This is a genomic window from Pseudomonas sp. CC6-YY-74 (genome assembly GCF_002025205.1).
In the GTDB taxonomy this organism is placed as follows: domain Bacteria; phylum Pseudomonadota; class Gammaproteobacteria; order Pseudomonadales; family Pseudomonadaceae; genus Aquipseudomonas; species Aquipseudomonas paeninsulae.
Genome location: NZ_CP019947.1, coordinates 2726270 through 2750250, shown reverse-complemented (window position 1 = coordinate 2750250; position 23981 = coordinate 2726270). Strand labels below are relative to the sequence as shown.

24 protein-coding genes and 1 pseudogene are annotated in these 23981 nt (G+C 61.4%); 18 read left to right on the top strand and 7 right to left on the bottom strand.

The genetic code is table 11. The features are described 5' to 3' along the window. Positions 1-34: 34 nt before the first annotated feature. The 17 genes and pseudogenes from iscU to B2D37_RS12475 all read left to right on the top strand — a co-directional run bounded on the left by iscU (position 35) and on the right by B2D37_RS12475 (position 15140). Positions 35-421 (top strand): Fe-S cluster assembly scaffold IscU, encoded by a 387-nt coding sequence (gene iscU / locus B2D37_RS12555; protein WP_079203001.1) that lies wholly within the window; start codon positions 35-37, stop codon positions 419-421. 11 nt (positions 422-432) lie between these two features. Further along, positions 433-756, top strand: a complete 324-nt coding sequence (iscA, locus tag B2D37_RS12550) for an iron-sulfur cluster assembly protein IscA (protein WP_079203000.1) — start codon at positions 433-435, stop codon at positions 754-756. A 7-nt stretch (positions 757-763) separates the two neighbouring features. Next, complete coding sequence (gene hscB / locus B2D37_RS12545) at positions 764-1285, top strand: co-chaperone HscB (RefSeq protein WP_079202999.1); 522 nt, start codon at positions 764-766, stop codon at positions 1283-1285. A 53-nt stretch (positions 1286-1338) separates the two neighbouring features. Then, on the top strand, positions 1339-3204 hold the full coding sequence (hscA, locus tag B2D37_RS12540) for a Fe-S protein assembly chaperone HscA (RefSeq protein ID WP_079202998.1): 1866 nt from the start codon (positions 1339-1341) through the stop codon (positions 3202-3204). Positions 3205-3206: 2 nt separating this feature from the next. After that, complete coding sequence (gene fdx, locus B2D37_RS12535) at positions 3207-3545, top strand: ISC system 2Fe-2S type ferredoxin (protein WP_079202997.1); 339 nt, start codon at positions 3207-3209, stop codon at positions 3543-3545. A gap of 23 nt (positions 3546-3568) precedes the next feature. Next, a complete protein-coding gene (gene iscX, locus B2D37_RS12530) occupies positions 3569-3769 on the top strand; it encodes a Fe-S cluster assembly protein IscX (protein WP_079202996.1) in 201 nt (66 codons plus the stop codon). A 161-nt stretch (positions 3770-3930) separates the two neighbouring features. Then, the gene (ndk, locus tag B2D37_RS12525) at positions 3931-4362 is read left to right on the top strand and encodes a nucleoside-diphosphate kinase (protein ID WP_079202995.1); all 432 of its coding nucleotides are present in this window, start codon (positions 3931-3933) and stop codon (positions 4360-4362) included. Between the two features lie 24 nt (positions 4363-4386). Continuing rightward, complete coding sequence (gene rlmN, locus B2D37_RS12520) at positions 4387-5535, top strand: 23S rRNA (adenine(2503)-C(2))-methyltransferase RlmN (protein ID WP_079202994.1); 1149 nt, start codon at positions 4387-4389, stop codon at positions 5533-5535. 13 nt (positions 5536-5548) lie between these two features. Next, positions 5549-6306 (top strand): annotated as a pseudogene (gene pilW / locus B2D37_RS12515) (type IV pilus biogenesis/stability protein PilW). Continuing rightward, positions 6306-7262, top strand: coding sequence for a RodZ family helix-turn-helix domain-containing protein (locus B2D37_RS12510; RefSeq protein ID WP_079202993.1), 957 nt, complete (start codon positions 6306-6308; stop codon positions 7260-7262). Before pilW ends, B2D37_RS12510 begins: the two are co-directional and overlap by 1 nt. Position 7263: 1 nt before the next feature. Beyond that, positions 7264-8376: a flavodoxin-dependent (E)-4-hydroxy-3-methylbut-2-enyl-diphosphate synthase gene (gene ispG / locus B2D37_RS12505; RefSeq protein ID WP_079202992.1), complete on the top strand. Its 1113-nt coding sequence runs from the start codon at positions 7264-7266 to the stop codon at positions 8374-8376. Between the two features lie 18 nt (positions 8377-8394). Next, positions 8395-9684, top strand: coding sequence for a histidine--tRNA ligase (hisS, locus tag B2D37_RS12500; protein WP_079202991.1), 1290 nt, complete (start codon positions 8395-8397; stop codon positions 9682-9684). Positions 9685-9722: 38 nt separating this feature from the next. After that, positions 9723-10367 (top strand): tetratricopeptide repeat protein, encoded by a 645-nt coding sequence (locus B2D37_RS12495; RefSeq protein ID WP_079202990.1) that lies wholly within the window; start codon positions 9723-9725, stop codon positions 10365-10367. Beyond that, complete coding sequence (bamB, locus tag B2D37_RS12490) at positions 10360-11511, top strand: outer membrane protein assembly factor BamB (protein ID WP_079202989.1); 1152 nt, start codon at positions 10360-10362, stop codon at positions 11509-11511. The genes B2D37_RS12495 and bamB overlap by 8 nt, the downstream gene beginning before the upstream one ends. 128 nt (positions 11512-11639) lie before the next feature. Continuing rightward, the gene (gene der, locus B2D37_RS12485; RefSeq protein WP_079202988.1) at positions 11640-13112 is read left to right on the top strand and encodes a ribosome biogenesis GTPase Der; all 1473 of its coding nucleotides are present in this window, start codon (positions 11640-11642) and stop codon (positions 13110-13112) included. A 100-nt stretch (positions 13113-13212) separates the two neighbouring features. Next, positions 13213-14361, top strand: coding sequence for a pyridoxal phosphate-dependent aminotransferase (locus B2D37_RS12480; protein ID WP_079202987.1), 1149 nt, complete (start codon positions 13213-13215; stop codon positions 14359-14361). Continuing rightward, positions 14349-15140: an amidohydrolase gene (locus B2D37_RS12475; RefSeq protein WP_305879837.1), complete on the top strand. Its 792-nt coding sequence runs from the start codon at positions 14349-14351 to the stop codon at positions 15138-15140. Before B2D37_RS12480 ends, B2D37_RS12475 begins: the two co-directional genes overlap by 13 nt. A gap of 11 nt (positions 15141-15151) precedes the next feature. Here B2D37_RS12475 and B2D37_RS12470 read toward each other — a convergent pair whose 3' ends face one another. Together B2D37_RS12470 and B2D37_RS12465 are read right to left on the bottom strand one after the other, a co-directional pair. Further along, a complete protein-coding gene (locus B2D37_RS12470; protein ID WP_079202986.1) occupies positions 15152-15910 on the bottom strand; it encodes an ABC transporter substrate-binding protein in 759 nt (252 codons plus the stop codon). A 122-nt stretch (positions 15911-16032) separates the two neighbouring features. Next, on the bottom strand, positions 16033-16425 hold the full coding sequence (locus B2D37_RS12465; RefSeq protein ID WP_079202985.1) for a MerR family transcriptional regulator: 393 nt from the start codon (positions 16423-16425) through the stop codon (positions 16033-16035). Positions 16426-16502: 77 nt separating this feature from the next. Here B2D37_RS12465 and B2D37_RS12460 point away from each other — a divergent pair, with 77 nt between their 5' ends. Next, entirely contained in the window at positions 16503-17588 is a 1086-nt protein-coding gene (locus B2D37_RS12460) for an SDR family oxidoreductase (RefSeq protein WP_079202984.1), read from the top strand. 1 nt (position 17589) lies between these two features. Here B2D37_RS12460 and leuA read toward each other — a convergent pair whose 3' ends face one another. The 5 genes from leuA to xseA form a co-directional block, all read right to left on the bottom strand. Continuing rightward, positions 17590-19260: a 2-isopropylmalate synthase gene (leuA, locus tag B2D37_RS12455; protein ID WP_079202983.1), complete on the bottom strand. Its 1671-nt coding sequence runs from the start codon at positions 19258-19260 to the stop codon at positions 17590-17592. Between the two features lie 325 nt (positions 19261-19585). Beyond that, positions 19586-20833, bottom strand: a complete 1248-nt coding sequence (locus tag B2D37_RS12450) for a mechanosensitive ion channel family protein (protein WP_079202982.1) — start codon at positions 20831-20833, stop codon at positions 19586-19588. 92 nt (positions 20834-20925) lie between these two features. Then, on the bottom strand, positions 20926-21468 hold the full coding sequence (locus B2D37_RS12445) for a hydrolase (protein ID WP_079202981.1): 543 nt from the start codon (positions 21466-21468) through the stop codon (positions 20926-20928). A gap of 45 nt (positions 21469-21513) precedes the next feature. After that, the gene (locus tag B2D37_RS12440) at positions 21514-22338 is read right to left on the bottom strand and encodes a M23 family metallopeptidase (RefSeq protein WP_079202980.1); all 825 of its coding nucleotides are present in this window, start codon (positions 22336-22338) and stop codon (positions 21514-21516) included. A gap of 54 nt (positions 22339-22392) precedes the next feature. Then, positions 22393-23772 (bottom strand): exodeoxyribonuclease VII large subunit, encoded by a 1380-nt coding sequence (xseA, locus tag B2D37_RS12435; RefSeq protein WP_079204974.1) that lies wholly within the window; start codon positions 23770-23772, stop codon positions 22393-22395. Positions 23773-23981: the final 209 nt, after the last annotated feature.

The following is a 23981-nucleotide window of genomic DNA, read 5'->3' as shown; positions in this document are numbered from 1 at the left end:
CGTTGAGCAGCCCTGATGAGAGAGGAATACCAGCATGGCTTACAGTGAAAAGGTTATTGACCACTACGAAAACCCGCGCAACGTCGGCAAGATGGACGCGGAAGATCCGGATGTCGGTACCGGCATGGTCGGCGCCCCGGCGTGTGGCGACGTGATGCGCTTGCAGATCAAGGTCAACGAGCAGGGCGTGATTGAAGACGCCAAGTTCAAGACCTATGGCTGCGGTTCCGCGATTGCCTCCAGCTCCCTCGCCACCGAGTGGATGAAGGGTAAGACTCTGGATGAAGCGGAAACCATCAAGAACACCCACCTCGCCGAAGAGTTGGCGTTGCCGCCGGTGAAAATCCACTGCTCGGTACTCGCCGAGGACGCCATCAAGGCGGCCGTGCGTGATTACAAGCAGAAGAAAGGCTTGCTCTAAGGAGGTTGTCGATGGCTATCAGCATGACCGAAGCTGCCGCTCAGCACGTGCGGCGTTCGCTTGAAGGGCGCGGTAAGGGCGACGGCATCCGCCTGGCTGTGCGCACTACTGGCTGTTCGGGCCTGGCTTATGTGCTGGAGTTCGTCGACGAGGCCGCCAGCGAAGACCAGGTGTTCGAGACTCACGGGGTCAAGGTGATCATCGATCCCAAGAGCCTGGTGTACCTCGACGGTACCGAGCTGGACTTCGTCAAGGAAGGTTTGAACGAAGGCTTCAAGTTCAACAATCCTAACGTGCGCGGCGAATGTGGCTGCGGCGAAAGCTTTAATATCTGAGGCATGTGTGGGTAGTCCTTGTCATTTCGCCCTGTTCGCTCTGCAACCAAGCTTCCGTCTGGATCTGGAGCAGTTGGCCGTGCGTTATCGCGAGCTGGCGCGCACTGTCCATCCGGATCGTTTCGCCGATGCCTCTGACCGTGAGCAACGTTTGGCGCTGGAACATTCGGCCAGCCTCAATGAGGCTTATAGCACGCTGAAAAGTTCGCCCAAGCGCGCGCGTTACCTGTTGGCATTGGGCGGGCCGGAATTGCCCCTGGAAGTCACGGTGCAAGACCCGGACTTCCTGCTGCAGCAGATGCATTGGCGTGAAGAATTGGAAGATCTGCAGGACAGCACCGATTTGACGGGCGTGGCGACGTTCAAGCGGCGCCTGAAGATTGCTCAGGATGAGTTGAACGAGAGCTTTGCCGTTTGTTGGGATGATTCGTTGCGTCGCGCCGAGGCCGAGCGCCTGATGCGCCGCATGCAGTTTCTCGACAAGCTTTCCCACGAAGTGCGCCAGCTGGAAGAGCGCCTCGACGATTAACCCTCGCGCAGCCAACGTGGCACGCCTGATATACAGATAAGCATTTATTAATCATGGCCTTACTGCAGATCGCTGAGCCCGGACAGAGCCCCCAGCCCCACCAGCGTCGGTTGGCGGTGGGGATTGATCTGGGAACCACTAATTCGCTGGTCGCCGCCCTGCGCAGCGGCCTATCTGAGCCGATCGCCGATGCCGCAGGGCGGGTCATCCTGCCTTCCGCGGTGCGCTATCACGTCGACCATGTCGAGGTCGGCGAGGCCGCCAGGCTGGCCGCATCGGCTGACCCGCTGAATACCGTACTGTCAGTCAAGCGCCTGATGGGGCGTGGCCTGGCCGACGTCAAGCAATTGGGTGAGCAGTTGCCCTATCGCTTTGTCGAAGGCGAGTCGCACATGCCCTTCATCGATACGGTGCAGGGGCCGAAAAGCCCGGTCGAAGTGTCTGCCGATATCCTCAAGGTGCTGCGTCAGCGTGCCGAAGCCGCCCTGGGTGGCGAGCTGGTTGGTGCGGTAATCACGGTGCCGGCCTACTTCGATGACTCCCAGCGCCAGGCCACCAAGGATGCGGCGCGTCTGGCCGGCTTGAATGTGCTGCGCTTGCTCAATGAGCCGACCGCTGCGGCCGTGGCCTATGGTCTGGACCAGCATGCCGAGGGCGTGGTGGCGATTTATGACCTGGGCGGCGGCACCTTCGATATTTCCATTTTACGTCTGACCGGTGGGGTTTTCGAGGTATTGGCCACCGGTGGTGACAGTGCCTTGGGTGGTGATGACTTCGATCATGCGATTGCTGGCTGGATAATCGAACAAGCCGGTCTGTCTGCCGATCTCGATCCGGGCGAGCAGCGCAGCCTGTTGCAGGCTGCCTGCGTGGCCAAGGAGGCCCTGACCAGTTGTGCTGCGGCCCAACTCAGTTATGGAACCTGGCAGGGGCAGTTGAGTCGCGAGCAGTTCGAAGGGTTGATCGAGCCGATGCTGGCGCGCAGCCTCAAGGCCTGTCGGCGAGCCGTGCGCGATGCCGGAATCGAGCTGGAAGAGGTCGAGGCCGTGGTCATGGTCGGTGGTTCGACTCGCGTGCCGCGCGTGCGCCAGGCGGTCGCCGAGATGTTCGCCCGCGAGCCCTTGACCGATATCGATCCGGATCAGGTGGTGGCCATTGGTGCCGCGATCCAGGCCGATGCGCTGGCGGGTAACAAGCGTGCGGAGGGTGACGAGCTGTTGCTGCTGGACGTGATTCCGCTGTCGCTTGGCCTGGAAACCATGGGCGGGCTGATGGAGAAGGTCATTCCGCGCAACACCACCATTCCGGTGGCGCGTGCTCAGGACTTCACCACCTATAAAGATGGCCAGACGGCCATGATGATTCATGTGCTGCAAGGTGAGCGCGAGCTGATCAGCGATTGCCGCTCCCTGGCGCGTTTCGAGTTGCGCGGTATTCCGCCAATGGTCGCCGGTTCGGCGAAGATTCGTGTGACCTTCCAGGTCGATGCCGATGGCTTGCTCGGCGTAGCGGCCCGCGAGCTGGCTTCGGGGGTGGAGGCGAGCATCCAGGTCAAGCCGTCTTACGGGCTTACCGATGGCGAAATCGCGCGAATGCTGCAGGACTCTTTCAAGAATGCCGGTGACGACAAGGTCGCCCGTGTATTGCGTGAACTGCAGGTGGATGCTCAACGTCTGCTCGAGGCGGTGGAGGCTGCCTTGCAAGCCGATGGCGAACGTTTGCTGGGCGCCGATGAGCGCCTGGCTATCGATGCGCAAATGCAGCAGTTGCGCGCGCTGATGGCGAGTAACGATGGCCTGGCCATCGAGCAGCAGACCAAGCGCTTGACCCAGTTGACCGATGCCTTTGCCGCTCGTCGCCTGGATGCCACGGTCAAAGCCGCATTGGCTGGCCGTAGTCTTAATGAAATCGAGGAATAAACATGCCGCAGGTGATTTTTCTGCCCAACGCCGACCACTGCCCTGAAGGGCTGGTGATCGAAGCGCAGCCGGGTGAAACCGTGCTCAACGTCGCGCTTCGCCACGGTATCGGCATCGAGCATGCCTGTGAGAAATCCTGTGCCTGTACGACGTGTCACGTGGTGGTTCGCGAGGGGTTTGCTTCTATGGAGCCATCCGACGAACTCGAAGACGATATGCTGGACAAGGCCTGGGGGCTGGAGCCTAATTCGCGGCTGTCTTGTCAGGCGGTGGTGGCTGAGCAGGATCTGGTGGTCGAGATCCCCAGGTACACCATCAATCAAGTGTCCGAAGGGCACTGAATATTCGGCATAAGGAGCAGGTCATGAGCCTAAAATGGTCCGATGTGCTGGAAGTCGCGATCCAGTTGGCGGAAAGCAAGCCTGACATCGATCCGCGTTTCGTCAATTTTGTCGACCTGCATCGCTGGGTACTGGCATTGCCGGATTTTTCCGACGATCCACAGCGTGGTGGCGAGAAAGTGCTTGAGGCCATTCAGGCCGCCTGGATCGAAGAGGCGGATTGACCCAGCTGTAAGCCATAAGCGGCAAGCTTCAAGCGAGTTGGCATTGGCCCGAACCATGGGCGTCAATGCTTGCTTGGCGCTGCTCTTATATTTCCCCCCCAAACCCGCGTATAATTCGCGGGTTTAATTTTTCGTATTACCCACCGTTTCTGGAGTTACACATGGCTGTTCAACGTACTTTTTCCATCATCAAGCCTGACGCTGTTGCCAAGAATGTTGTTGGCGAGATCGTCAGCCGTTTCGAAAAAGCCGGCCTGCGCGTCGTTGCCTCGAAAATGGTACAGCTGTCCGAGCGCGAAGCTGGCGGTTTTTACGCCGAGCACAGCGAGCGCGGCTTCTTCAAGGATCTGGTCGCTTTCATGGTTTCGGGTCCGGTCATCGTGCAGGTGCTGGAAGGTGAAGATGCCATCGTCAAGAATCGTGAGCTGATGGGCGCAACCAACCCGAAAGAAGCGGCTGCCGGCACCATTCGCGCCGATTTCGCCGTATCCATCGACGAGAACGCGGTACACGGTTCCGATTCCGAGGCGTCCGCCGCCCGTGAAATCGCCTACTTCTTCTCCGCTACCGAGGTATGTGCGCGTCTTCGCTAAGGCGACGCGTACGAGGGTGAAGCCATGACTGAAGCTACCGGCAAAATCAATCTACTGGGTCTGACCCAGGCAGAGATGGAACAATTCTTCGAGGACATCGGGGAAAAACGTTTCCGTGCCGGTCAGTTGATGAAGTGGATTCACCACTTTGGCGTCGATGATTTCGATGTCATGAGCAACGTCAGCAAGGCCTTGCGGGAAAAACTCAAGGTCTGTGCTGAAATTCGTGGCCCGGAAGTGGTCAGCGAAGATATTTCTACTGATGGCACGCGCAAGTGGGTGGTGCGGGTGGCGTCAGGCAGTTGTGTGGAAACCGTGTATATCCCGCAAGGTTCGCGCGGCACCCTGTGTGTTTCCTCGCAGGCGGGTTGCGCTCTGGATTGCAGTTTCTGCTCCACGGGCAAACAGGGTTTCAATAGCGATCTGACCGCCGCCGAAGTGATCGGTCAGGTGTGGATCGCCAGCAAGTCATTCGGTAGCGTGCCCGCCAGATCCGATCGCGCCATCACCAATGTGGTGATGATGGGCATGGGCGAGCCACTGCTGAACTTCGACAACGTGGTCGCCGCCATGAAGATCATGATGGACGATCTCGGTTACGGTATCTCCAAGCGCAAGGTGACCCTGTCTACCTCGGGCGTGGTGCCGATGATCGACAAGCTGGGTGAAGTCATCGATGTATCCCTGGCGCTGTCGTTGCACGCGCCTAACGATGAGTTGCGCAACCAGTTGGTGCCGATCAACAAGAAGTACCCGCTGGAGATGTTGCTGGCGGCCTGCCAACGTTATGTCTCGCGCCTCGGCGAGAAGCGTGTGCTGACCATCGAGTACACCCTGCTCAAGGATGTCAACGATAAGCCCGAGCATGCTGAGCAGATGATCGCACTTCTGCAAAATGTACCTTGCAAGATCAACCTGATTCCGTTTAATCCCTTCCCCTTCTCGGGTTACGAGCGGCCGAGCAACAATGCCATTCGCCGTTTCCAGGATCTGCTGCACAAAGCCGGGCACAATGTCACCGTGCGTACCCCGCGCGGCGAAGACATCGATGCTGCCTGCGGCCAGTTGGTCGGCCAGGTCATGGATCGTACCCGTCGTAGCGAACGCTACATTGCCGTGCGTGAGTTGAGTAGCGAGGCCGAGACGCCGAGTTCCGCCGCCAATCGAACCTGAAGAGAGGATACCCATGACCCTGCGCCCAGCGCTGTTCTTGTTAATCGCCAGCCTGTTGGCCGGCTGTGTGTCGACAGGTGATGTCGACCCGATGGGAACCGACAAGGGCCGTGATGGTGCGCGTGATGCCTACATCCAGTTGGGGCTCGGCTACCTGCAGCAAGGCGCTAGTGAACGGGCCAAGTTACCGTTGAAAAAGGCGCTCGACCTCGACCCGAGCAGCGCGGATGCGCATGCGGCTCTGGCGTTGGTGTTTCAGCACGAAATGGAATACAAGCTGGCCGATGAGCATTATCGCACCGCGTTATCGCAACGCCGCGACGATGCCCGGCTGTTGAATAACTACGCTGGCTTCCTGTTCGGGCAGGAGCGCTATCAGGAGGCGCTCGAGCATTATCAGCAAGCTTCGCGCGATACCCTTTACCCGAGCGTTCACGGGTGTTCGAGAACCTTGGCTTGACTGCCATGAGGCTCAATCAGCGCGAACAGGCGAAAGCCTATTTCGAGCGCTCGCTACGCCTGAATAGCCGCCAGCCTCGGGCACTACTCGAGATGGCCGTAATGCTCTACGAGGAGAAGCAATATGTGCCGGCGCGCGGCTATTACGATAGCTACATCCTGCTGGCCGAGCAGAATGCGCGTAGCCTGTTGCTCGGCGCGAGCCTGGCGACCATCTTCCAGGATCGCGACACGGCTGCCAGCCTGGGTCTGCAATTGAAACGTTTTTATCCCGGTACGCCGGAATATCAGCAATATCGGTCGGAGCAATGATGAAAGTGGCGCATCCTGAAGTTGTAACAACCCAGCGCGTCAATCCCGGTGAGTCACTGCGCGAGGCGCGCGAGAGCAAGGGCTGGGCCGTTGATGAAGTGGCTGGCCAACTGAATCTCTCGCCACTGCGCCTGAGTCAGATCGAAGCGGGTGCTTTCGATAAATTGCCGGGCAATACCTTTGCCCGTGGCTACGTTCGCGCTTATGGAAAACTCCTGGGCATGGATCAGAGTCGTCTGGTCCTGGAGTTCGATCAGTTCACTGGCAGTGACGCCGTAGGCAGCGATGTACACAGCCTGGGCCATATCGAGGAACCGGTACGTTACTCACAACGCATCCTGCGTTTCGTCAGTTTTGCCTTGCTGGTGGCGCTGGCGGGCGTCGGTTTTTACTGGTGGCAAGAGCAGGCCGCGCAGCTTGCCGGTGAGTCGCCTGTAACCAGTATCGAGCAGGTTGAAGTAGACGGTGCCGATGGCATGACCCAGATTCATCCTCTGGATGAGCCTGAAGATCAGGCCGTGCTGGCGGCTCAGGGGGATACTGAGCTGAACCTGATGCCTGCCATCGCCGAAGTAGCCGCGGAGTCGGAATTGGACGGCGCTGCAGAGCAGGCAGCGGCTGAGCCGGCTGGCGAAGAGCTGCAGGCCGAACTTGCTGCTACCGACAGCTCCGTACCAGCCAACACTACCGAGTCGCTGGCCGTCGCTGCTGGCGAGGGCATGGTAAGTGTCAGCTATGTCGCTGACTGCTGGACGCAGTTGACCGATGCCAGTGGCAAGGTACTGTTCAGTGCGCTCAAGCGTAAGGGCGATAGTTTGCAGCTCGCCGGCAAGGCGCCACTGGAGTTACGCCTGGGCTTTGCCCGTGGTGCGCAGGTGAGCTACAACGGTCAGGCGGTCGATGTGACGCCCTATATCACGGGTGAAACCGCACGTATCAAGTTGGGTGGTCAGTAAGATGCATTGCGAATCGCCGATCAAGCGTCGTCTGACGCGCAAGATTTGGGTTGGCTCGGTACCGGTGGGCGGCGATGCACCCATCGCGGTGCAGAGCATGACCAATACCGATACCAACGATGTGGCGGCAACAGTGGCCCAAGTCCGGCGTCTGCAAGATGCCGGTGCGGATATCGTGCGTATTTCGGTGCCGGACATGGACGCCGCCGAAGCCTTTGGCCGGATCAAGCAACAGGTCAGCCTGCCGCTGGTGGCGGATATCCACTTCGATTACCAGATCGCCCTGCGGGTGGCCGAGTTGGGCGTCGATTGCCTGCGCATCAATCCGGGCAATATCGGCCGTGCAGATCGGGTCAAGGCCGTGGTCGAGGCGGCCCGTGATCGCGGTATCTCGATTCGCATCGGGGTCAACGCCGGTTCGTTGGAAAAAGACCTGCAGAAAAAATATGGCGAGCCGACCCCGGAAGCACTGGTCGAGTCGGCGCTACGCCATGTAGAGCATCTGGATCGTTTGAATTTCCCCGACTTCAAGGTCAGCGTCAAAGCCTCCGATGTGTTCATGGCGGTGGAGGCCTATCGACTGCTGTCCAAGCAGATCGAACAACCTTTGCACCTGGGCATCACCGAGGCCGGTGGCCTGCGCTCGGGTACTGTGAAGTCGGCAGTGGGCCTGGGTATGCTGCTGGCCGAGGGAATTGGCGATACCATCCGCATCTCCCTGGCTGCTGACCCGGTGGAAGAGATCAAGGTTGGCTTCGATATTCTCAAGTCGCTGCGTCTGCGTTCACGCGGGATCAACTTCATCGCCTGCCCGAGCTGCTCGCGGCAGAATTTCGATGTGGTGAAGACCATGAACGACCTCGAGGGCCGCCTGGAAGACCTGCTGGTGCCGCTGGATGTGGCGGTGATCGGCTGTGTGGTCAATGGGCCGGGCGAAGCCAAGGAAGCGGACATCGGCCTCACTGGCGGCTCGCCGAGCAACTTGATCTATATCGATGGCAAGCCGGCGCATAAATTGAACAACGACAACCTGGTGGATCAGCTGGAAAAGCTGATACGCCAGAAGGCGGCCGAGAAGGTCGCTGCTGACGCCGCAATCATCGTGCGCAGCTAACCCTGTTAAGGAAATGAATTGAGCAAGTCCCTGCAAGCCATTCGTGGCATGAACGATATCCTGCCCGAGCAGACCCCGCTTTGGCGTTACTTTGAAGACAGCGTGGCGCGCCTGCTGGATGGCTATGGCTATCGGCAGATACGTATGCCGATCGTCGAGTTCACCGAGCTGTTCAAACGCTCGATCGGCGAAGTGACCGACATCGTCGAAAAAGAGATGTACACCTTCGAGGATCGCAACGGTGATTCCCTGACCCTGCGTCCAGAAGGCACTGCCGCCTGCGTGCGGGCCGTGCTAGAGCACGGTCTGGCCGGTGGCGGGCAAACCCAGAAGCTCTGGTACATCGGGCCGATGTTCCGGCACGAACGTCCGCAGAAGGGGCGTTATCGCCAATTCCACCAAATTGGTGTCGAAGTCTTCAATATCGATGGCCCGGATATCGACGCCGAGTTGATCATCCTGACCTGGCGCCTGTGGGGCCTGCTCGGTATTCGCGATGCAGTCACCCTGGAGCTGAACAGTCTGGGCACCAGCGCGGCGCGAGCGGTCTATCGCGAAGCCCTGGTCGAGTACCTCACGGCCCGCGCCGAGCAACTGGATGAAGACAGTCGCCGGCGCATGACCAGTAATCCGCTGCGCGTGCTCGACAGCAAGAGCCCGGAGACCCAGGCGTTGCTGGCCGACGCGCCGAAGCTGGCCGATTATCTGGACGACGAATCGCTGCTGCATTTCGACGGCCTCAAGGCGCGCCTGGATGCGGCAGGGGTTCCTTACGTGATCAATCCCAAGTTGGTGCGTGGCCTGGATTACTACAGCAAGACTGTGTTCGAGTGGGTGACCGATCAGCTCGGCGCCCAGGGCACCGTCTGCGCCGGCGGTCGCTACGATGGCCTGGTCGAGCAGATGGGTGGCAAGCCGACGCCGGGCGTGGGTTTCGCCATGGGCATCGAGCGCCTGGTGCTGCTGATCGAAACCCTGGACAAAGTACCGACTGAAATTTCCCGACAGGTCGATGTCTACCTGTGTGCGCTGGGTGAGCCGGCGGAATTGGCGGCCTTGGCCTTGGCCGAGCGCCTGCGTGATCAGCTGCCGGCGCTGCGTTTGCAGGTCAATGCCGGCGCAGGCAGTTTCAAGAGTCAACTGAAGAAGGCCGACAAGAGCGGCGCGCTTTACGCCTTGGTCATGGGTGAAGACGAACTGGCCCAGCAAGTGGTAGGTTGCAAGCCGCTGCGGGGCCAGGGTGAACAACAAAGTATCGCCTGGTTGGCATTGGCCGACCATTTGGCGACCTGCGTCTTGCAGGCCTGACAGGCAGTTAAGCGATTTAGCGAATAGGAGTATCTGGGGTGGTTTCGCGTACCGATGATGAAGAGCTGGCGGTAATCAAGGATTGGTGGCAGCGCAACGGCAAGCCATTGCTCACTGGCAGCGCATTGGCGCTGGTGGTGGTGTTTGGCTGGCAGGGCTGGCAGAAATACCAGACCAACCAGGCTCATGGCGCTTCGATGGTTTATCAGCAATTGCTGGAAACCGCATTGAATCCGAGTGGCCAGCCTGATCCGGGCAAGGTCGCTGAGTTGGCCAACAGGCTCAAGAGCGATTTTGCCGGCAGTCACTATGCCCAGTACGGCAGTCTGTTCGTCGCCAAGGTAGCAGTAGAATCCGGCAAGCTGGACGATGCCGCGACCGAGTTGCAAGCGATTGTCGATAAGCCGGTGGACGACACGCTGGCAGAATTGGCCCGTCAGCGTCTGGCCCGTGTTCTGGCTACGCAGGACAAAGTCGAAGAGGCACTCACGCTGCTCGAGGGTGATGCTGATCAAGCCTACCTCGCCAGCCGTGAAGAGCTTAAAGGCGACCTGCTGGTGAAATTGGGTCGCAGCGATGATGCCTATAGCGCCTATGTAAAAGCCAAGGCGGCGCTTGCCGAAGAGGCCGCTGTGGGTGGCTTGCAAATGAAGCTCGACGATTTGGCCAAAGGGGATGCGTGACGTGATGCGTTGGAAAAATGCCGCACTGCTGGCCCTGGCCGTTTTGGCTGTAGGTTGCAGCAGCAACAGTAAAAAGGAATTGCCGCCTGCCGATCTGCCTGACTTCGAAGAAGAAGTAGTGCTGCAGAAGGAATGGAGCCGTTCGATCGGTGCAGGCCAGGGCAAAACCTTCAACATGCTGGTGCCCGCTGTCGAGGGTGACAGCATTTATGCGGCCGATGTTGAAGGCCTGGTCATGGCGCTCGATCGCATGACGGGTAAGGTGATCTGGAAAAAAGACCTGGATCTACCGGTTTCGGGTGCCGTCGGTGCCGGTTACGGCCTAGTGGTTGTCGGCACGCTGAAAGGCGAGATCATTGCCCTCGATGCCAGCTCCGGTGAGGAAAAGTGGCGCGCGCAGGTGGCCAGTGAAGTGCTCGCCGCCCCGGCGATCAATGGCGACATCGTGCTGGTGCAGACCCAGGAAGATAGTCTTATTGCCCTGGATGCCGACACCGGTAGCCAGCGCTGGATCTTTGAAAACACCCCGGCAGTTCTGACCCTGCGTGGCACTGGCAGCCCGGTGCTGACCAACCGCCTGGCAATCGCCGGCCTGTCCAGTGGCAAGGTGATTGCCCTCGATGCCCAGCGCGGTATCCCGGTTTGGGAACAGCGCGTGGCGATTCCGCAAGGGCGTTCCGAGCTTGAACGGGTGGTGGACATCGACGGAGGCCCGTTGCTTTCGGGCGGTAAACTGTATGTCGTCAGCTACCAAGGTCGTGTGGCTGCGCTGGATTTGGAAAGCGGGCGGGTGCTGTGGCAGCGCGAAGCCTCCAGTTCGGTCGGCGTGGCCCAGGGTTTCGGCAACGTCTACGTCAGCCTGGCTAACGGTACGGTAGAAGGCATCGACGAGCGTTCCTCCTCGGCGCTGTGGAGCAACGATGCTCTGGCGCGTCGCCAGTTGTCGGCGCCGGAAGTGTTTTCCAGCTATATAGCCTTCGGCGATCTGGAAGGTTACCTGCACCTGATCAGCCAGGTGGATGGGCGGTTTGTCGGACGTACGCGCATTGATAGCGATGGCTTGCGTGCTCGTCCGCTGGTGGCCGGTGCCTGGCTGTATGCGTTCGGCAATGGTGGCAAGCTGGTCGCACTGACCATCAAGTGAGCCACTGCTAGCGGGCTTGGCTATGCTGCACGGCGATGCTGTGCAGCTGGCTGTTTCGCCCTGTGAATTCCGGCCGCTGCCCATGCAGCGGCTTTTGTATTTTTTGAATTAACGAAGTGGAGAGCCTAATGGTTCCCGTAATTGCCCTGGTGGGCCGCCCTAACGTCGGCAAGTCCACCCTATTTAACCGCTTGACCAAAAGCCGCGACGCGATTGTCGGCGACCTGTCTGGTCTGACCCGTGATCGCCAATACGGTGAGGCCAAGTGGCAGGGGCGAACCTATATCGTCATCGACACCGGGGGTATTTCCGGTGATGAAGAGGGTATCGACGCGAAGATGGCCGAGCAGTCGCTGCAGGCCATTGAAGAGGCCGATGCCGTCTTGTTTATGGTGGACGCCCGCGCCGGTTTGTCGGCGGCGGACCAGATGATTGGCGAGCACCTGCGCAAGCGCAACAAGCGCAGCTTCCTGGTGATCAACAAGGTCGACAACATCGACCCTGACATGGCCCGTGCCGAGTTCGCCTCCATGGCGATGGGCGAGTCCCTGGCGATTGCCGGTGCCCATGGGCGTGGCATCACCCAGATGCTCGAAGCCGTATTGGGGTCTTTCCCCAAGGATGCAACCGAGCTGCCAGAGGGTGAGGAAGAAGAAATTGTCCTCGAAGGTCAGGAAGCCAAGCGCATCCCGGGCCCGAGCGAGAAGGACGGTATCAAGCTGGCGATCATTGGCCGGCCCAACGTCGGCAAGTCGACTCTGGTTAACCGCATGCTCGGTGAAGACCGGGTCATCGTCTATGACGAGGCCGGCACCACCCGCGACAGCATCTATATCCCGTTCGAGCGCGATGGTGAGAAGTACACCCTGATCGACACCGCCGGCGTGCGTCGACGCGGCAAGATCTTCGAGGCGGTGGAAAAGTTCTCGGTGGTCAAGACCCTGCAGGCGATCCAGGACTCCAACGTGGTGGTGTTCGTCATGGATGCCCGCGAAGGGGTGGTCGATCACGATCTCAACCTGCTCGGCTTCGTCCTGGAAAGCGGTCGTGCCCTGGTTATCGCCCTGAACAAATGGGATGGCATGGAGCCCAGCGAACGCGACTACGTGAAGGTCGAGTTGCAACGGCGGTTGTTCTTCGTCGACTTCGCCGATATTCACTTCATCTCGGCCTTGCACGGTACCGGTGTCGGTCATCTGTACAAATCAGTGCAGGACTCGTTCAAGTCGGCGATTACTCGCTGGCCGACTAACCGCCTGACCCAGATTCTCGAAGATGCGGTCGGCGATCACGCGCCACCAATGGTCAGGAACCGCCGGATCAAGCTGCGTTATGCTCACCTCGGCGGGGCCAACCCGCCGCTGATCGTGATCCACGGCAACCAGGTCGATGCGGTGCCCAAGTCTTATGTGCGCTACCTGGAAAACACCTACCGGCGAGTACTCAAGCTGGTCGGCACGCCGATCCGCATCGAGTTCAAGGGTGGCGAAAACCCTTACGAGGGTAACAAGAATACCCTCACCGACCGCCAGGTGAACAAGAAGCGCCGCATGATGAGCCACCACAAGAAGGCCGAGAAGAAGCGCAAGGACAAAAAATAGCCACAAGCTTCGAGCCGCAAGCCGAAGCAGCACGTAGGGCGGGTGAAACCCGCCGGCCCGAGTTTTTTGGCGGGTTGCACCCGCCCTACGGAATAACGCGATGCTCCAGAGCAAACTGCCGAATGTCGGCACCACCATCTTCACCCGCATGTCGCAGCTCGCCGTGGAAACCGGCGCGCTCAACCTGTCCCAGGGCTTTCCCGATTTCGATGGCCCACAGGCTTTACGCGAGGCGGTCGGTCGGCACATAGCCGCCGGGCATAACCAGTACGCGGCTATGACCGGTTTGCCGGCGCTGCGCGAGCAGGTGGCGGCGAAGATCGCGCGCAGCTATGGCCGTACAGCCAATGCCGATACTGAAATCACCATTACCCCTGGGGCGACCCAGGCGATCTTCTGCGCCATTCAGGCGCTGATTCATCCAGGTGATGAAGTGATCGTTTTCGATCCTTGCTACGACAGCTACGAACCCTCGGTTGAGCTGGCCGGAGGGCGCTGCGTGCATGTGCCGCTGGCCTTGCCCGGCTTTGCCATCGATTGGCAGGCATTGACCGATGCACTGAGCGACAAGACCCGCCTGATTATCCTCAATAGCCCGCACAACCCCAGTGGCGTGTTGATCTCGCGGGCCGAGCTGGATCAGTTGGCGGCGCTGATCCGTATGCGCGACATCTACCTGATCAGTGACGAGGTCTATGAGCACCTGGTGTTCGACGGGGTCAGGCATGCCAGCGTGCTGGCCCATGAAGAGCTGTATCTGCGTGCCTTCGTGGTCAGCTCGTTCGGTAAGACCTACCACGTCACCGGTTGGAAGACCGGCTATGTGGTGGCGCCGCCGGCCTTGAGCGCCGAGTTGCGCAAGGTGCACCAGTACGTCAGTTTCTGCGGCGTCACCCCGCTGCAGTGGGCACTGGCCGACTTTATGGCCGAGCATCCCGAACATGTCGAGGAGTTGCCGGCGTTCTATCAAGCCAAGCGCGACCTGTTCTGCGACCTGCTGGGCGAATCGCGCTTCAGCTTTAGTCGCGCCGCCGGCAGCTATTTTCAGCTGGTCGATTATTCGACGATTCGCGATGACCTGGATGATCTGGCGATGGCCGAGTGGTTGACCCGCGAGCATGGCGTGGCGGCCATTCCAGTGTCGGTGTTCTACCAACAACCGCCGAAAGGCCTGCGCCTGCTGCGCTTGTGCTTCGCCAAGCGCGAGGAGACCCTGCGCCAAGCAGCGGAGAAACTATGCGCGATATAAGCCAATTGCCCGACCTTGAACTGGCGCTGATCCAGACCGAACTGACCTGGCAAGACCCCGCAGCCAACCGCGCGCATTTTCAGGCCTTGCTCGAGCAGGCCCGAGGCGCCGATCTGATCGTGTTGCCGGAGATGTTCAGCACTGGCTTCTCCATGGATTCGGCGGCCTTGGCCGAGCCGGAGAATGGCCCAACCAGCCAGTGGTTGCTGGCGCAGGCCGCGCGGATACAAGCGGTGATCTGCGGCAGCCTGATCATCCAGGCGACCGATGGCACTTACCGCAATCGTCTGCTGTGGGCGCGTCCGGACGGCTCGCTGGCGCACTACGACAAGCGCCACCTGTTCCGCATGGCCGGCGAGCACAAGCATTACGCCGCCGGTGAGGAGCAGGTGCTGTTGGAGGTCAAGGGCTGGCAGGTGCGTCCATTGATCTGCTATGACCTGCGCTTCCCGGTGTGGAGCCGCGATTCGCATGACACTGACCTGCTGCTGTATACCGCCAACTGGCCGGCGGCGCGGCGTCAGCACTGGAACCGTTTGCTGCCGGCACGGGCGATCGAAAATCTGTGTTATGTCGCAGCGGTCAACCGTGTCGGCCAGGACGGCAAGGGGCATGCCTACAGTGGCGATAGCCAGGTGCTGGATTTCCAGGGTGAGACCTTGCTCGCTGCGGTCGACGCCGACGGCGTGTTTCGGCTGAGTCTCAAGGCCGCCGAGCTGGCGGCTTACCGGGAGCGCTTCCCGGCGTATCGGGATGCCGATGAGTTCACCCTGCTGTGAGCGAATGACCGCTACTGGGTCAGGTAGTGGTCATAGATGGCCTGGTAACGGCCACTGGCCTTGAGTGCCTCGAGGCCAGCATTGAAGTCGTCACGGATCTGCGGGTCGTGGAATAGCGGCCGGTAATTCTGCGGGTCTTCCTCGATAAACTGATGTGTCTCGGTGGTCTTGGCCTTGAACAGGCTGGTGCGCTCCAGCCGCAGCTCAAAGTAGCGAAAAATGCTCTTGTCACTGAGTACCAGGTCGTAGCGCTCCTTGTTCAGGCCCAATACCTGCAACTCCTGGTTGTTCTGCTCGAAATACAGACCCTCTTTCTGGCTGACGGCCAGCCATTCGGGGTAGCGCTGGGCGGCGCCCTGGAAGGCCACTACGCTGAGGCCCTTGAGGTCCTCGGGGGTTTTGATCTCGAGGTGGCGGCCCTTCAGGCTGACGAACACGTTGCGGTAGATCACCGCGGGATTGCCGTACAGCGCGCCGGCTTCGCGCAGGTCCTGGCCCAGGTCGGTCATGGCCGCATTCACCTCGCCACGGCGAAAGGCCAGGGGTACGCGGGCCAATGGAAAATAGCGGGGTTCGAGCTTGTGTCCGCGAAAGGCCAGCGCCTCGCCTATGACGTCCAGTTCGATGCCGCTGTTGCTCTCCGGGAAGCAGAAGGGCGGAATTCTCTCGCCGAAGGCCATGACCACGGTGGCGGCCATGCTGGAGCCGCTGCCAAGTAGCAGCAGGCAGAGCAGCGACAGGCGGGCCAAGCCAGCAATTGGGTACTTCATCGTATTTCCCGGCGAATCGAGGCTGTGGAGTCTAGATGATTGGCCGGGGCGAATGCTCGCTGGATTGCTACCAGCTGTCCGGCGGAACCTGCACCTGGCTGGCGGGGTTGTCAGTCGCCGGGTCAGGCGTCGGCATGCCCTGACGGCTGGTTTAAGGCCAGCTGCTGCGCCGCGCTGGCCTCCAGGCGTTGGTGTTCGCTGCGTAGAAAATTGCGCAGGTTGAGCAGGTCGGCAATCTTCTGTTCCACCTCGGTGAGTTTTTTCGCTACCAGCGCGGCGCCCTGGGCGCAGTCCAGTTGCTGCTCGCGTCGAGCCAGGAGTATTTCGCCGATTTCGCCAAGGGTGAAGCCCATGCTCTGCGCCTGCTGGATAAAACCCAGGTCACTGAGGGTTTGTGGGCTGTACTCGCGATAATTATTGGCGCGGCGCTGCGCGCTGATCAGGCCGAGGTCTTCGTAGTAGCGCAGGGTGTGCCGACTGGCGCCGCTGCGCTTTTCCAGTTCGCCGATGCGCATCGCAGTTGCCTCTTGACTATCGAGTAGGCTCTACAGTTTAGCCTGCTTGGGTCATTGATTATTCAGGTGGCTTAGCCATGCAACAAGAATGTTTTGTAACCGGCGGCAGTGGCTTTATCGGTCAACATCTAGTGGCTTCCCTGACGCGGGAGGGGCACCCGGTCAGCTTGCTACTGCGCGCGCCGCAAGCCTTGTCAGCACTGGCTGCGCAGGTCGATGGGCTGGGCGGCAACGCCACACTGCTGAGCGCCGTGGCGGGCGATCTGGGCAGTCCCGGACTGGGCCTGGATGGCGCCGCGCGGGCGCGGCTGGAGCAGGCGGCGGTGGTGTTTCACCTCGGTGCCCAGTTCGCCTGGGGCCTGTCCATCGAGCAGGCGCGTAAGGTCAATGTCGAGGGAGCGCTGGCGGTGGCCGAGCTGGCGGCCAGCCAGGGTAGCCGGCTGGTGATGGTGGGCGGCTATATGTTGGCCAATCGGGAGCACCTGGCGCGCATCGGCATCGACCTGCACAAACCGCAGCGCACCGACTGGGCCAGGGTCTACCGCCGCACGGGGGGCTACGAGGGCAGCAAGCTGGAGGCGCATTTCCGGGTGCTGGCACGCCTGCGTGAGCTGCGGGCGGCGTGGACGCTGGTGCATCCAGCCACCGTCTGTGGGCACAGCCGCAGTGGGCACATCCTGCCGACGCAACCATTGGCCGGCTTGATCGCCAACCTGGCAGCGGGTCGTCTGTCGGCGATCCCGGGCTCACCGGCGCACTGGCTGCCACTGGTCAGCGTGGACTTTCTCGCGCAGCTGTTGCGGGTGGCGGCCGTCGATCCGGCCCTGGCGGGACAGGAGGTCCTGGCCCTGGATGCCAGCACCCCAAACCTGCAGGGCATGCTCCAGCAGTTGGCCACAGCCCTTGGCGTCAGCGCGCCGCGCCGACATATGCCGCTGCCGGTGTTGCGCTGGTTGCTGAAAATTCCTGGTGCCCCCGGGCTCTTGCACAGCGAGTCGGAGTCGCTGGATTTTATCCAGACCACACGCTTTGATACCGCCGCGACCCAGGCGGTGGCGCGACGGCATCAATTGGTTTGGCCGGATATTGCGCAGGCATTGCAGGCCACCGCGCATTATCTGGCGGCCCAGCAGCGCCCCCGCGGCAAGGCGGGGGCAGGCTGACTCAGGCCGCCTGTTCAGCCGCCTGGCCGATTGCGCGGTTGAGCGCGCTGAACAGGGCGCGGAAGCTCGCCGTGGTCAGGTTCTCGTCGATGCCGACGCCATGCAGCGCCCGGCCGCCGTTGACCCGCAGTTCGATATAGGCCGCGGCTTTGGCGTTGGTGCCGGCGCCGATGGCGTGCTCGCTGTAGTCCATGATTTCCACGGCCACCGGCAAGCCGGCGACCAGGGCTTCCAGCGGACCCTTGCCGATGCCGCGCCAGTGTTGAGTCTCGCCTTTGCTGAGCACTTCCACGTCCACCGCGCTGGTGCCGTTCTCTTCCTGCAGGCGATGGCCCTTAAGCGCATAAGGCGCGGTGGCTTGCAGGTATTCGCGCTCGAGCAGCTGGTGGATCTGCCCGGCGCTCATTTCCAGGCCGAGGCGATCGGTTTCCTTCTGCACCACCTGACTGAACTCGATCTGCATGCGCCGGGGCAGGCAGATGCCGTATTCCTGTTCCAGCAAATAGCTGATGCCGCCCTTGCCCGACTGGCTGTTGACCCGGATCACCGCCTCGTAGCTGCGGCCAATATCGGCCGGGTCGATTGGCAGATAGGGCACTTCCCAGATGCCATGCGGGTCTTGCTGGCTGAGGCCCTTGCGGATCGCGTCCTGGTGCGAGCCGGAAAACGCGGTGTGCACCAGGTCGCCGACATAGGGGTGGCGTGGGTGAACGGGCAGCTGGTTGCACTCCTCGACCACCTTGCGCACGTTATCGATGTCGGAAAAATCCAGGCCGGGGTGAATGCCCTGGGTGTAGAGGTTCAGCGCCAGGTTGACCAGGTCGACGTTGCCGGTGCGCTCGCCGTTGCCGAACAGGCAACCTTCGACGCGATCGGCGCCGGCCATCAGGCCCAGCTCGCTGGCGGCCACGCCGGTGCCGCGGTCGTTGTGGGTGTGCAGGCTGATCAGCACGCTGTCACGGCGGCTGATATGGCGGCCGAACCATTCGATCTGGTCGGCGTAGACGTTGGGTGTGGCCACTTCCACGGTGGCCGGCAGGTTGAGGATCACCTTGTTGCTCGGCGTCGGCTGCCAGACATCGAGCACCGCATCGCAGACTTCCACGGCGAACGCCAGTTCGGTGGAGGTGAAGACTTCCGGCGAGTACTGGAAGGTCCACTGGGTGTCCGGCTGCTGGGCGGCCAGGTCCTTGATGATCTGCGCGGCATTCACCGCGATATTGACCACGCCCGCCTGGTCCTGGTTGAAGACGATGCGGCGGAAGCTCGGGGCGGTGGCGTTGTAGACGTGGACGATGGCCCGCTTGGCGCCCTTGAGTGATTCGAAGGTGCGGCTGATCAGGTCTTCGCGGGCCTGGGTCAGCACCTGGATCGTGGTGTCGTCGGGAATATGGCCGTCTTCGATCAGGCTGCGCACGAAGTCGAAGTCGGTCTGCGAGGCGGACGGGAAGCCCACTTCGATCTGTTTGATGCCGACCTGCACCAGGGTCTTGAAGAAGCGCAGCTTCTTCGCCGCATCCATCGGCTCGATCAGCGACTGGTTGCCGTCACGCAGGTCCGAGCTGCACCAGATCGGTACTGCGGTAATGGTCTTCGACGGCCAGGTACGATCCGGCAAATCGATGGCCGCAAAGGCGCGGTACTTGCTGGACGGGTCTTTGCGCATGCTCATGGGGTAATCCTTTTGACGGCGACCGGAGAGGGTGGCCAGACGAAGTCGAGATCGGTGCGGCGCTTCGGTTCAGTCACCCAGTCGCTGGTTGACCAGGCGGAGGTTGGCATGTTGCCGCAGCAGAATCAGGCTGTGGGTAGCGTTCATGGCGTCAACCCTATCCGGGGCGATCAAAGCTGGCAAGTGGTGCGATAAAATTGGTGATTTCGATCTATTTCATGCTTTATGCGCAATTATATTGCGTGGAGGCGGGCGGCGCTGCTCGGCGATTGTGCAGTGCTTTGCCCCGGCCATCCGCGCGCTGTGGCCAGGGCTGTGTGGCGTATCAGTGCTCCGCTTGCGCGGCTCGGCTGCGTCCCAGTACACGCATGTCCGCACCACTGGGGTGTTGAAATACGCGCAGGCCGAACTCGGGCAGGATCGCCAGCAGGTGGTCGAAGATATCCGACTGGGTGCTCTCGTAACTGCCCCAGGCAATGGTGTTGGTGAAGCAATAGAGTTCCAGCGGCAGGCCGTCGGCCGTCGGGCTGAGCTGGCGCACCAGTTGGGTCATGCTCTGGTTAATCTGCGGGTGCTGGCGCAGGTAATGCTCCACGTAGGCGCGGAAGGTGCCGATATTGGTGATGCGGCGGGTGTTGGCCGGCTCCTGAGCGTCCTCGGCCAGTGCGCTGTTCCAGCTGAGCAGTTCGCTGTGCTTGTGCTTGAGGTATTGCCTGAGCAGGCTGACGCGCTGCAGGCGGGCAATGGCCTCGGCGTCGAGGAAGCGGATGCTGGTCTGGTCGAGGTACAGGCTGCGCTTGATCCGCCGGCCGCCACATTCCTGCATGCCGCGCCAGTTCTTGAACGGGTCGCTGATGAAGCGCTTGGTCGGGATGCTGGTGATGGTCTTGTCCCAGTTCTGCACCTTGACCGTGTGCAGGGCGATGTCGATCACGTCGCCATCGGCATTCAGTTGCGGCATTTCTATCCAGTCGCCGACCCGGATGATGTCGCTGGAAGAGATCTGCACGCTGGCTACCAGCGACAGAATGGTGTCCTGGAAAATCAGCATCAATACGGCGGCCATGGCGCCAAGACCGGAAAGCAGGATCAGGGGTGAGCGGTCGATCAGGGTGGCGATGATCAGGATGCTGGAGACCACGTACAGGACGATCTTGACGACCTGCAGGTAGCCTTTGATCGGGTGCAGGTGAGCATCCTTGCGGCGCTGATGGAGCAGGTTGGCGATGTCCAGCAGCGCGCTCAGGGCCAGGGCGATGGTCAGCACGATAAAGCCGCTGCAGACGTTGCGCACCACCGACACCGCAGCCTCCGGCAGGCCGGGTATGGCGCTGACCCCCGCAGACAGCAGCAGTGCCGGGACAATGTTCGACAGCCGCTTGATGATGCCGAAGTCTTGCACCTGGGCATCGCTGGCATGGCGCAGCAGACGATACAGGCCGCGTACCAGCACGCGCTTGACCAGCCAGTTGGATAGCCAGGCGGCGATGATCAGCAGTACGGAGAAGGTCAGGGTTTGCAGTTCTGGGTGGGCATTCAGCCAGTCGAGCCAGCCGTTGAGTTCGTTACGCATGTTTCAACTCCGGGTTGCACGGGTAGGCCGGGATGCGTCGGTGCATGCCTGGCAGTCCGCGGTGTTCAGGATGCGGGGGAATGCCGGCGCGGTCAGCGAATGAACGTCTTGCTGACCTCGCGAAACAGCGGGTTGCCGGCCTGTTCGAGCCATTCGAAGGCGACCATTTCCCGCGATACGATGCTGGCGCCGGCTTGCTGCATGCGCGCCAGGGCCAGCGCCTTGTCCGAGGCCTGGCGCGAGCCGACGGCCTCTGCCACCACGAACACCTGGCGGCCCTGGAGGAGCAGGTCGAGTACGGTCTGCAACACGCAGACATGCGCTTCGCTGCCGCACACCACGAACTGCGCGCGGTCACCGCCGGAGCGCTTGAACAGTTCGCCTTCGCTGACTGCAGAAAAATGCAGCTTCTCGATGATGGCCGAAGCCGGGTGGCCGTCGCGCAAGGACGGGATAGTCTGCCCCAGGCCCTTACTGTACTGCTCGGTGAGCAGCACCGGCACGCCGATGCGCTGCGCCACCTGCTGCAACCACAAGGCATGTTCGGCCAGTGCGGCGCTGTCATGGATGACCGGAAACAGGCGAGCCTGAATATCGATGAGCAGCAGGGTTGAAGTCTCGGCTTTGATTCGCATCAACAGTCCCTCGTTATGGCTAAGTCACTGCAGCACGGCAATGTTTCAGGGTTTGAAGGCCCCGATAAAAATGGCCGGGTCGATCCGCGCATCATTCAGGCTGACGTTCCAGTGCAAATGCGGCCCGGTGGCGCGACCGGTGGCGCCGACCTTGCCGAGCACGCCGCCGCGCGGCAGTTCGTCGCCAACTTTGACGTCGATCTCCGAGAGGTGGCAGAACATGCTGATCAGGCCCTGGCCGTGGTCGACGAACACGGTCTTGCCGTTGAAGAAGTAGTCGCCGATCAGGATTACCTGTCCTGCTGCCGGCGCCTGGATCGGGGTGCCACGCTTGGCGGCGAAGTCCAGGCCGGAATGTGGGTTGCGTTCCTCGCCATTGAAAAAGCGGCGCAGGCCGAAGGGGCTGGACAATGGCCCGGTGACGGGCTTGTCGAACAGCAGGTTGCTCGGCTGGCGGGCGCTGAACTGCTGGTAGGCGCGGGTCTGTTCCGCCAGCTCGCGGTTGATGCGCTTGAGGTTGGCGGCGTTCGGGTTGACCTGCTGCTGGTTCTTGATGGTGATGCGCTGCTCGGCGTAGTGCTTGGCGCCGACCTGAAAGCTCAGGCTCTGAGTGTCGTTCACCTTGATCTGCTGACTGCCGAGTTTAGTCGTCAGGGGCAGGCCGACGATGGCGATCCAGCGCTGCCCATCTTCGTGGATTATCAATACCGGCTTGTCTTGATAGGTGGCGCGGGGTGCGCTGGCGGCCGGGCCCAGGTCGATCACGGCGACGCCGCCGGGTATCGGTTGGTTGAGCAGGCGGCTGATAAAACCTTCGGCCTGCACGGGCAGGGCGAGGCAAAGGCTGACTAGCAGGGCAACAAAACGCATGGGCTATCCCGGGTATAGGGTGGATGCCGTTGTGCTCATCCACCTGATGATTGATCAGTCCAGCAGCGACAGCGTCGCTGGCTGCACATGGTTGTCTTCGACCCGCACATCCAGCTCGCCTTCGCCCAGACGTGCTTTCAGGCGCTGGCCGGTGTGGGTGTCGGCGGCGCGGCGCACGGCCCGGCCGCGCTCGTCGAGGAGGATGCTGTAGCCGCGGCCGAGGGTGGCCAGTGGGCTGACCGCATTTAGGGTCTGCACCTGGCTTTGCAGTTGCAAGCGGCGTTGCTTCAGGCCTTCGCGCATGGCCCGTGGCAGGCGCTCGGCGAGGCTGCCCAGGCGCTGGCGCAGCAGTTGTAGGGTGCGCTTGGGGTGCTGGCCGGCCAGGCGGGTTTGCAGGCGCGCGAGGCGCTCGCGGCGATTGTTCAACTGGCGCTCGAAGGCCCGTGCCAGGCGCATTTCCAGGTCGTCCAGGCGCTGGGCGTGCTGGCGCAGGCGTTCGCCGGGGTGGCGCAGGCGCCGGGTCAGGCCATCCAGGCGCAGGCGTTCGCGCTCCAGGCGGTTGTGCATGCGCATGATCAGGCGCCGCTGCAGGCTGTGCAGGCGCTGCACCAGTTCGCTGGCGTCGGGGGCCAGCAGCTCGGCGGCGGCCGAGGGGGTGGGGGCGCGTACGTCGGCGACGAAATCGCAGATGGAGACGTCGGTTTCGTGGCCCACCGCGCTGACGATCGGTGTGACGCAGGCCGCGACCGCGCGCGCCACGGCTTCTTCGTTGAAGCACCAGAGGTCTTCCAGCGAACCGCCGCCACGCGCCAGGATCAGTGCGTCGAAGCCCTGGCGGTCGGCCAGTTGCAGGGCGCGGATGATCTGCGCGCTGGCTTCGCGGCCCTGTACGGCCGTGGGGATCAGGGTCAGGGCGACCTGCGGGGCGCGGCGGCGGAACACACTGATGATGTCGCGGATTACCGCGCCGGTCGGCGAGCTGACGATGCCGATGCGCTTGGGATGGGCGGGCAGGGCGATTTTGCGCTCAGTGGCGAACAGACCTTCGCTGCTGAGTTTGTCCTTCAACGCGTCGAAGGCCAGGCGCAGGGCGCCGTCGCCGGCCGGCTCGACGCTGTCGAGAATCAGCTGGTAATCGCCGCGCCCTTCAAACAGTGAGACCTTGCCGCGCACCTTGACCGCCAGGCCATCGCGCAAGGCCTGGCGAACCTTGGCCGCGTTCTGTCGGAACAGCGCGCAGCGTACCTGGGCCTGGCTATCTTTAAGGGTGAAGTAGATATGCCCGGAGGCCGGCTTGGCCAGGTTGGAGATTTCCCCCTCGACCCAGATGCCAGAGAACACATCTTCCAGCAGCAAGCGTGCGCGGTTATTGAGCTGGCTGACGCTGAGCACTTCGCGGTCGAGGTTCAGGCGTTGGAACGGGTCTTTGATCATGTCCGGCATGATAAAGACTTTGCCGGGCCTGCCATAGGCCGTTTGCCTTGACCGGCGGCGCCGGGCCATTAACAGGCCGTTGAAAAACTACCTACGTTGCCGATACGGCGTTAAAAACAGGCTCGGAATGCTCATTTACAGCTCGTAAACTCTGCTTCCTCGCCTGTTTTTGCCTTGTCTCGGCTGCCTCGCCTACGTTTTTCAACGGC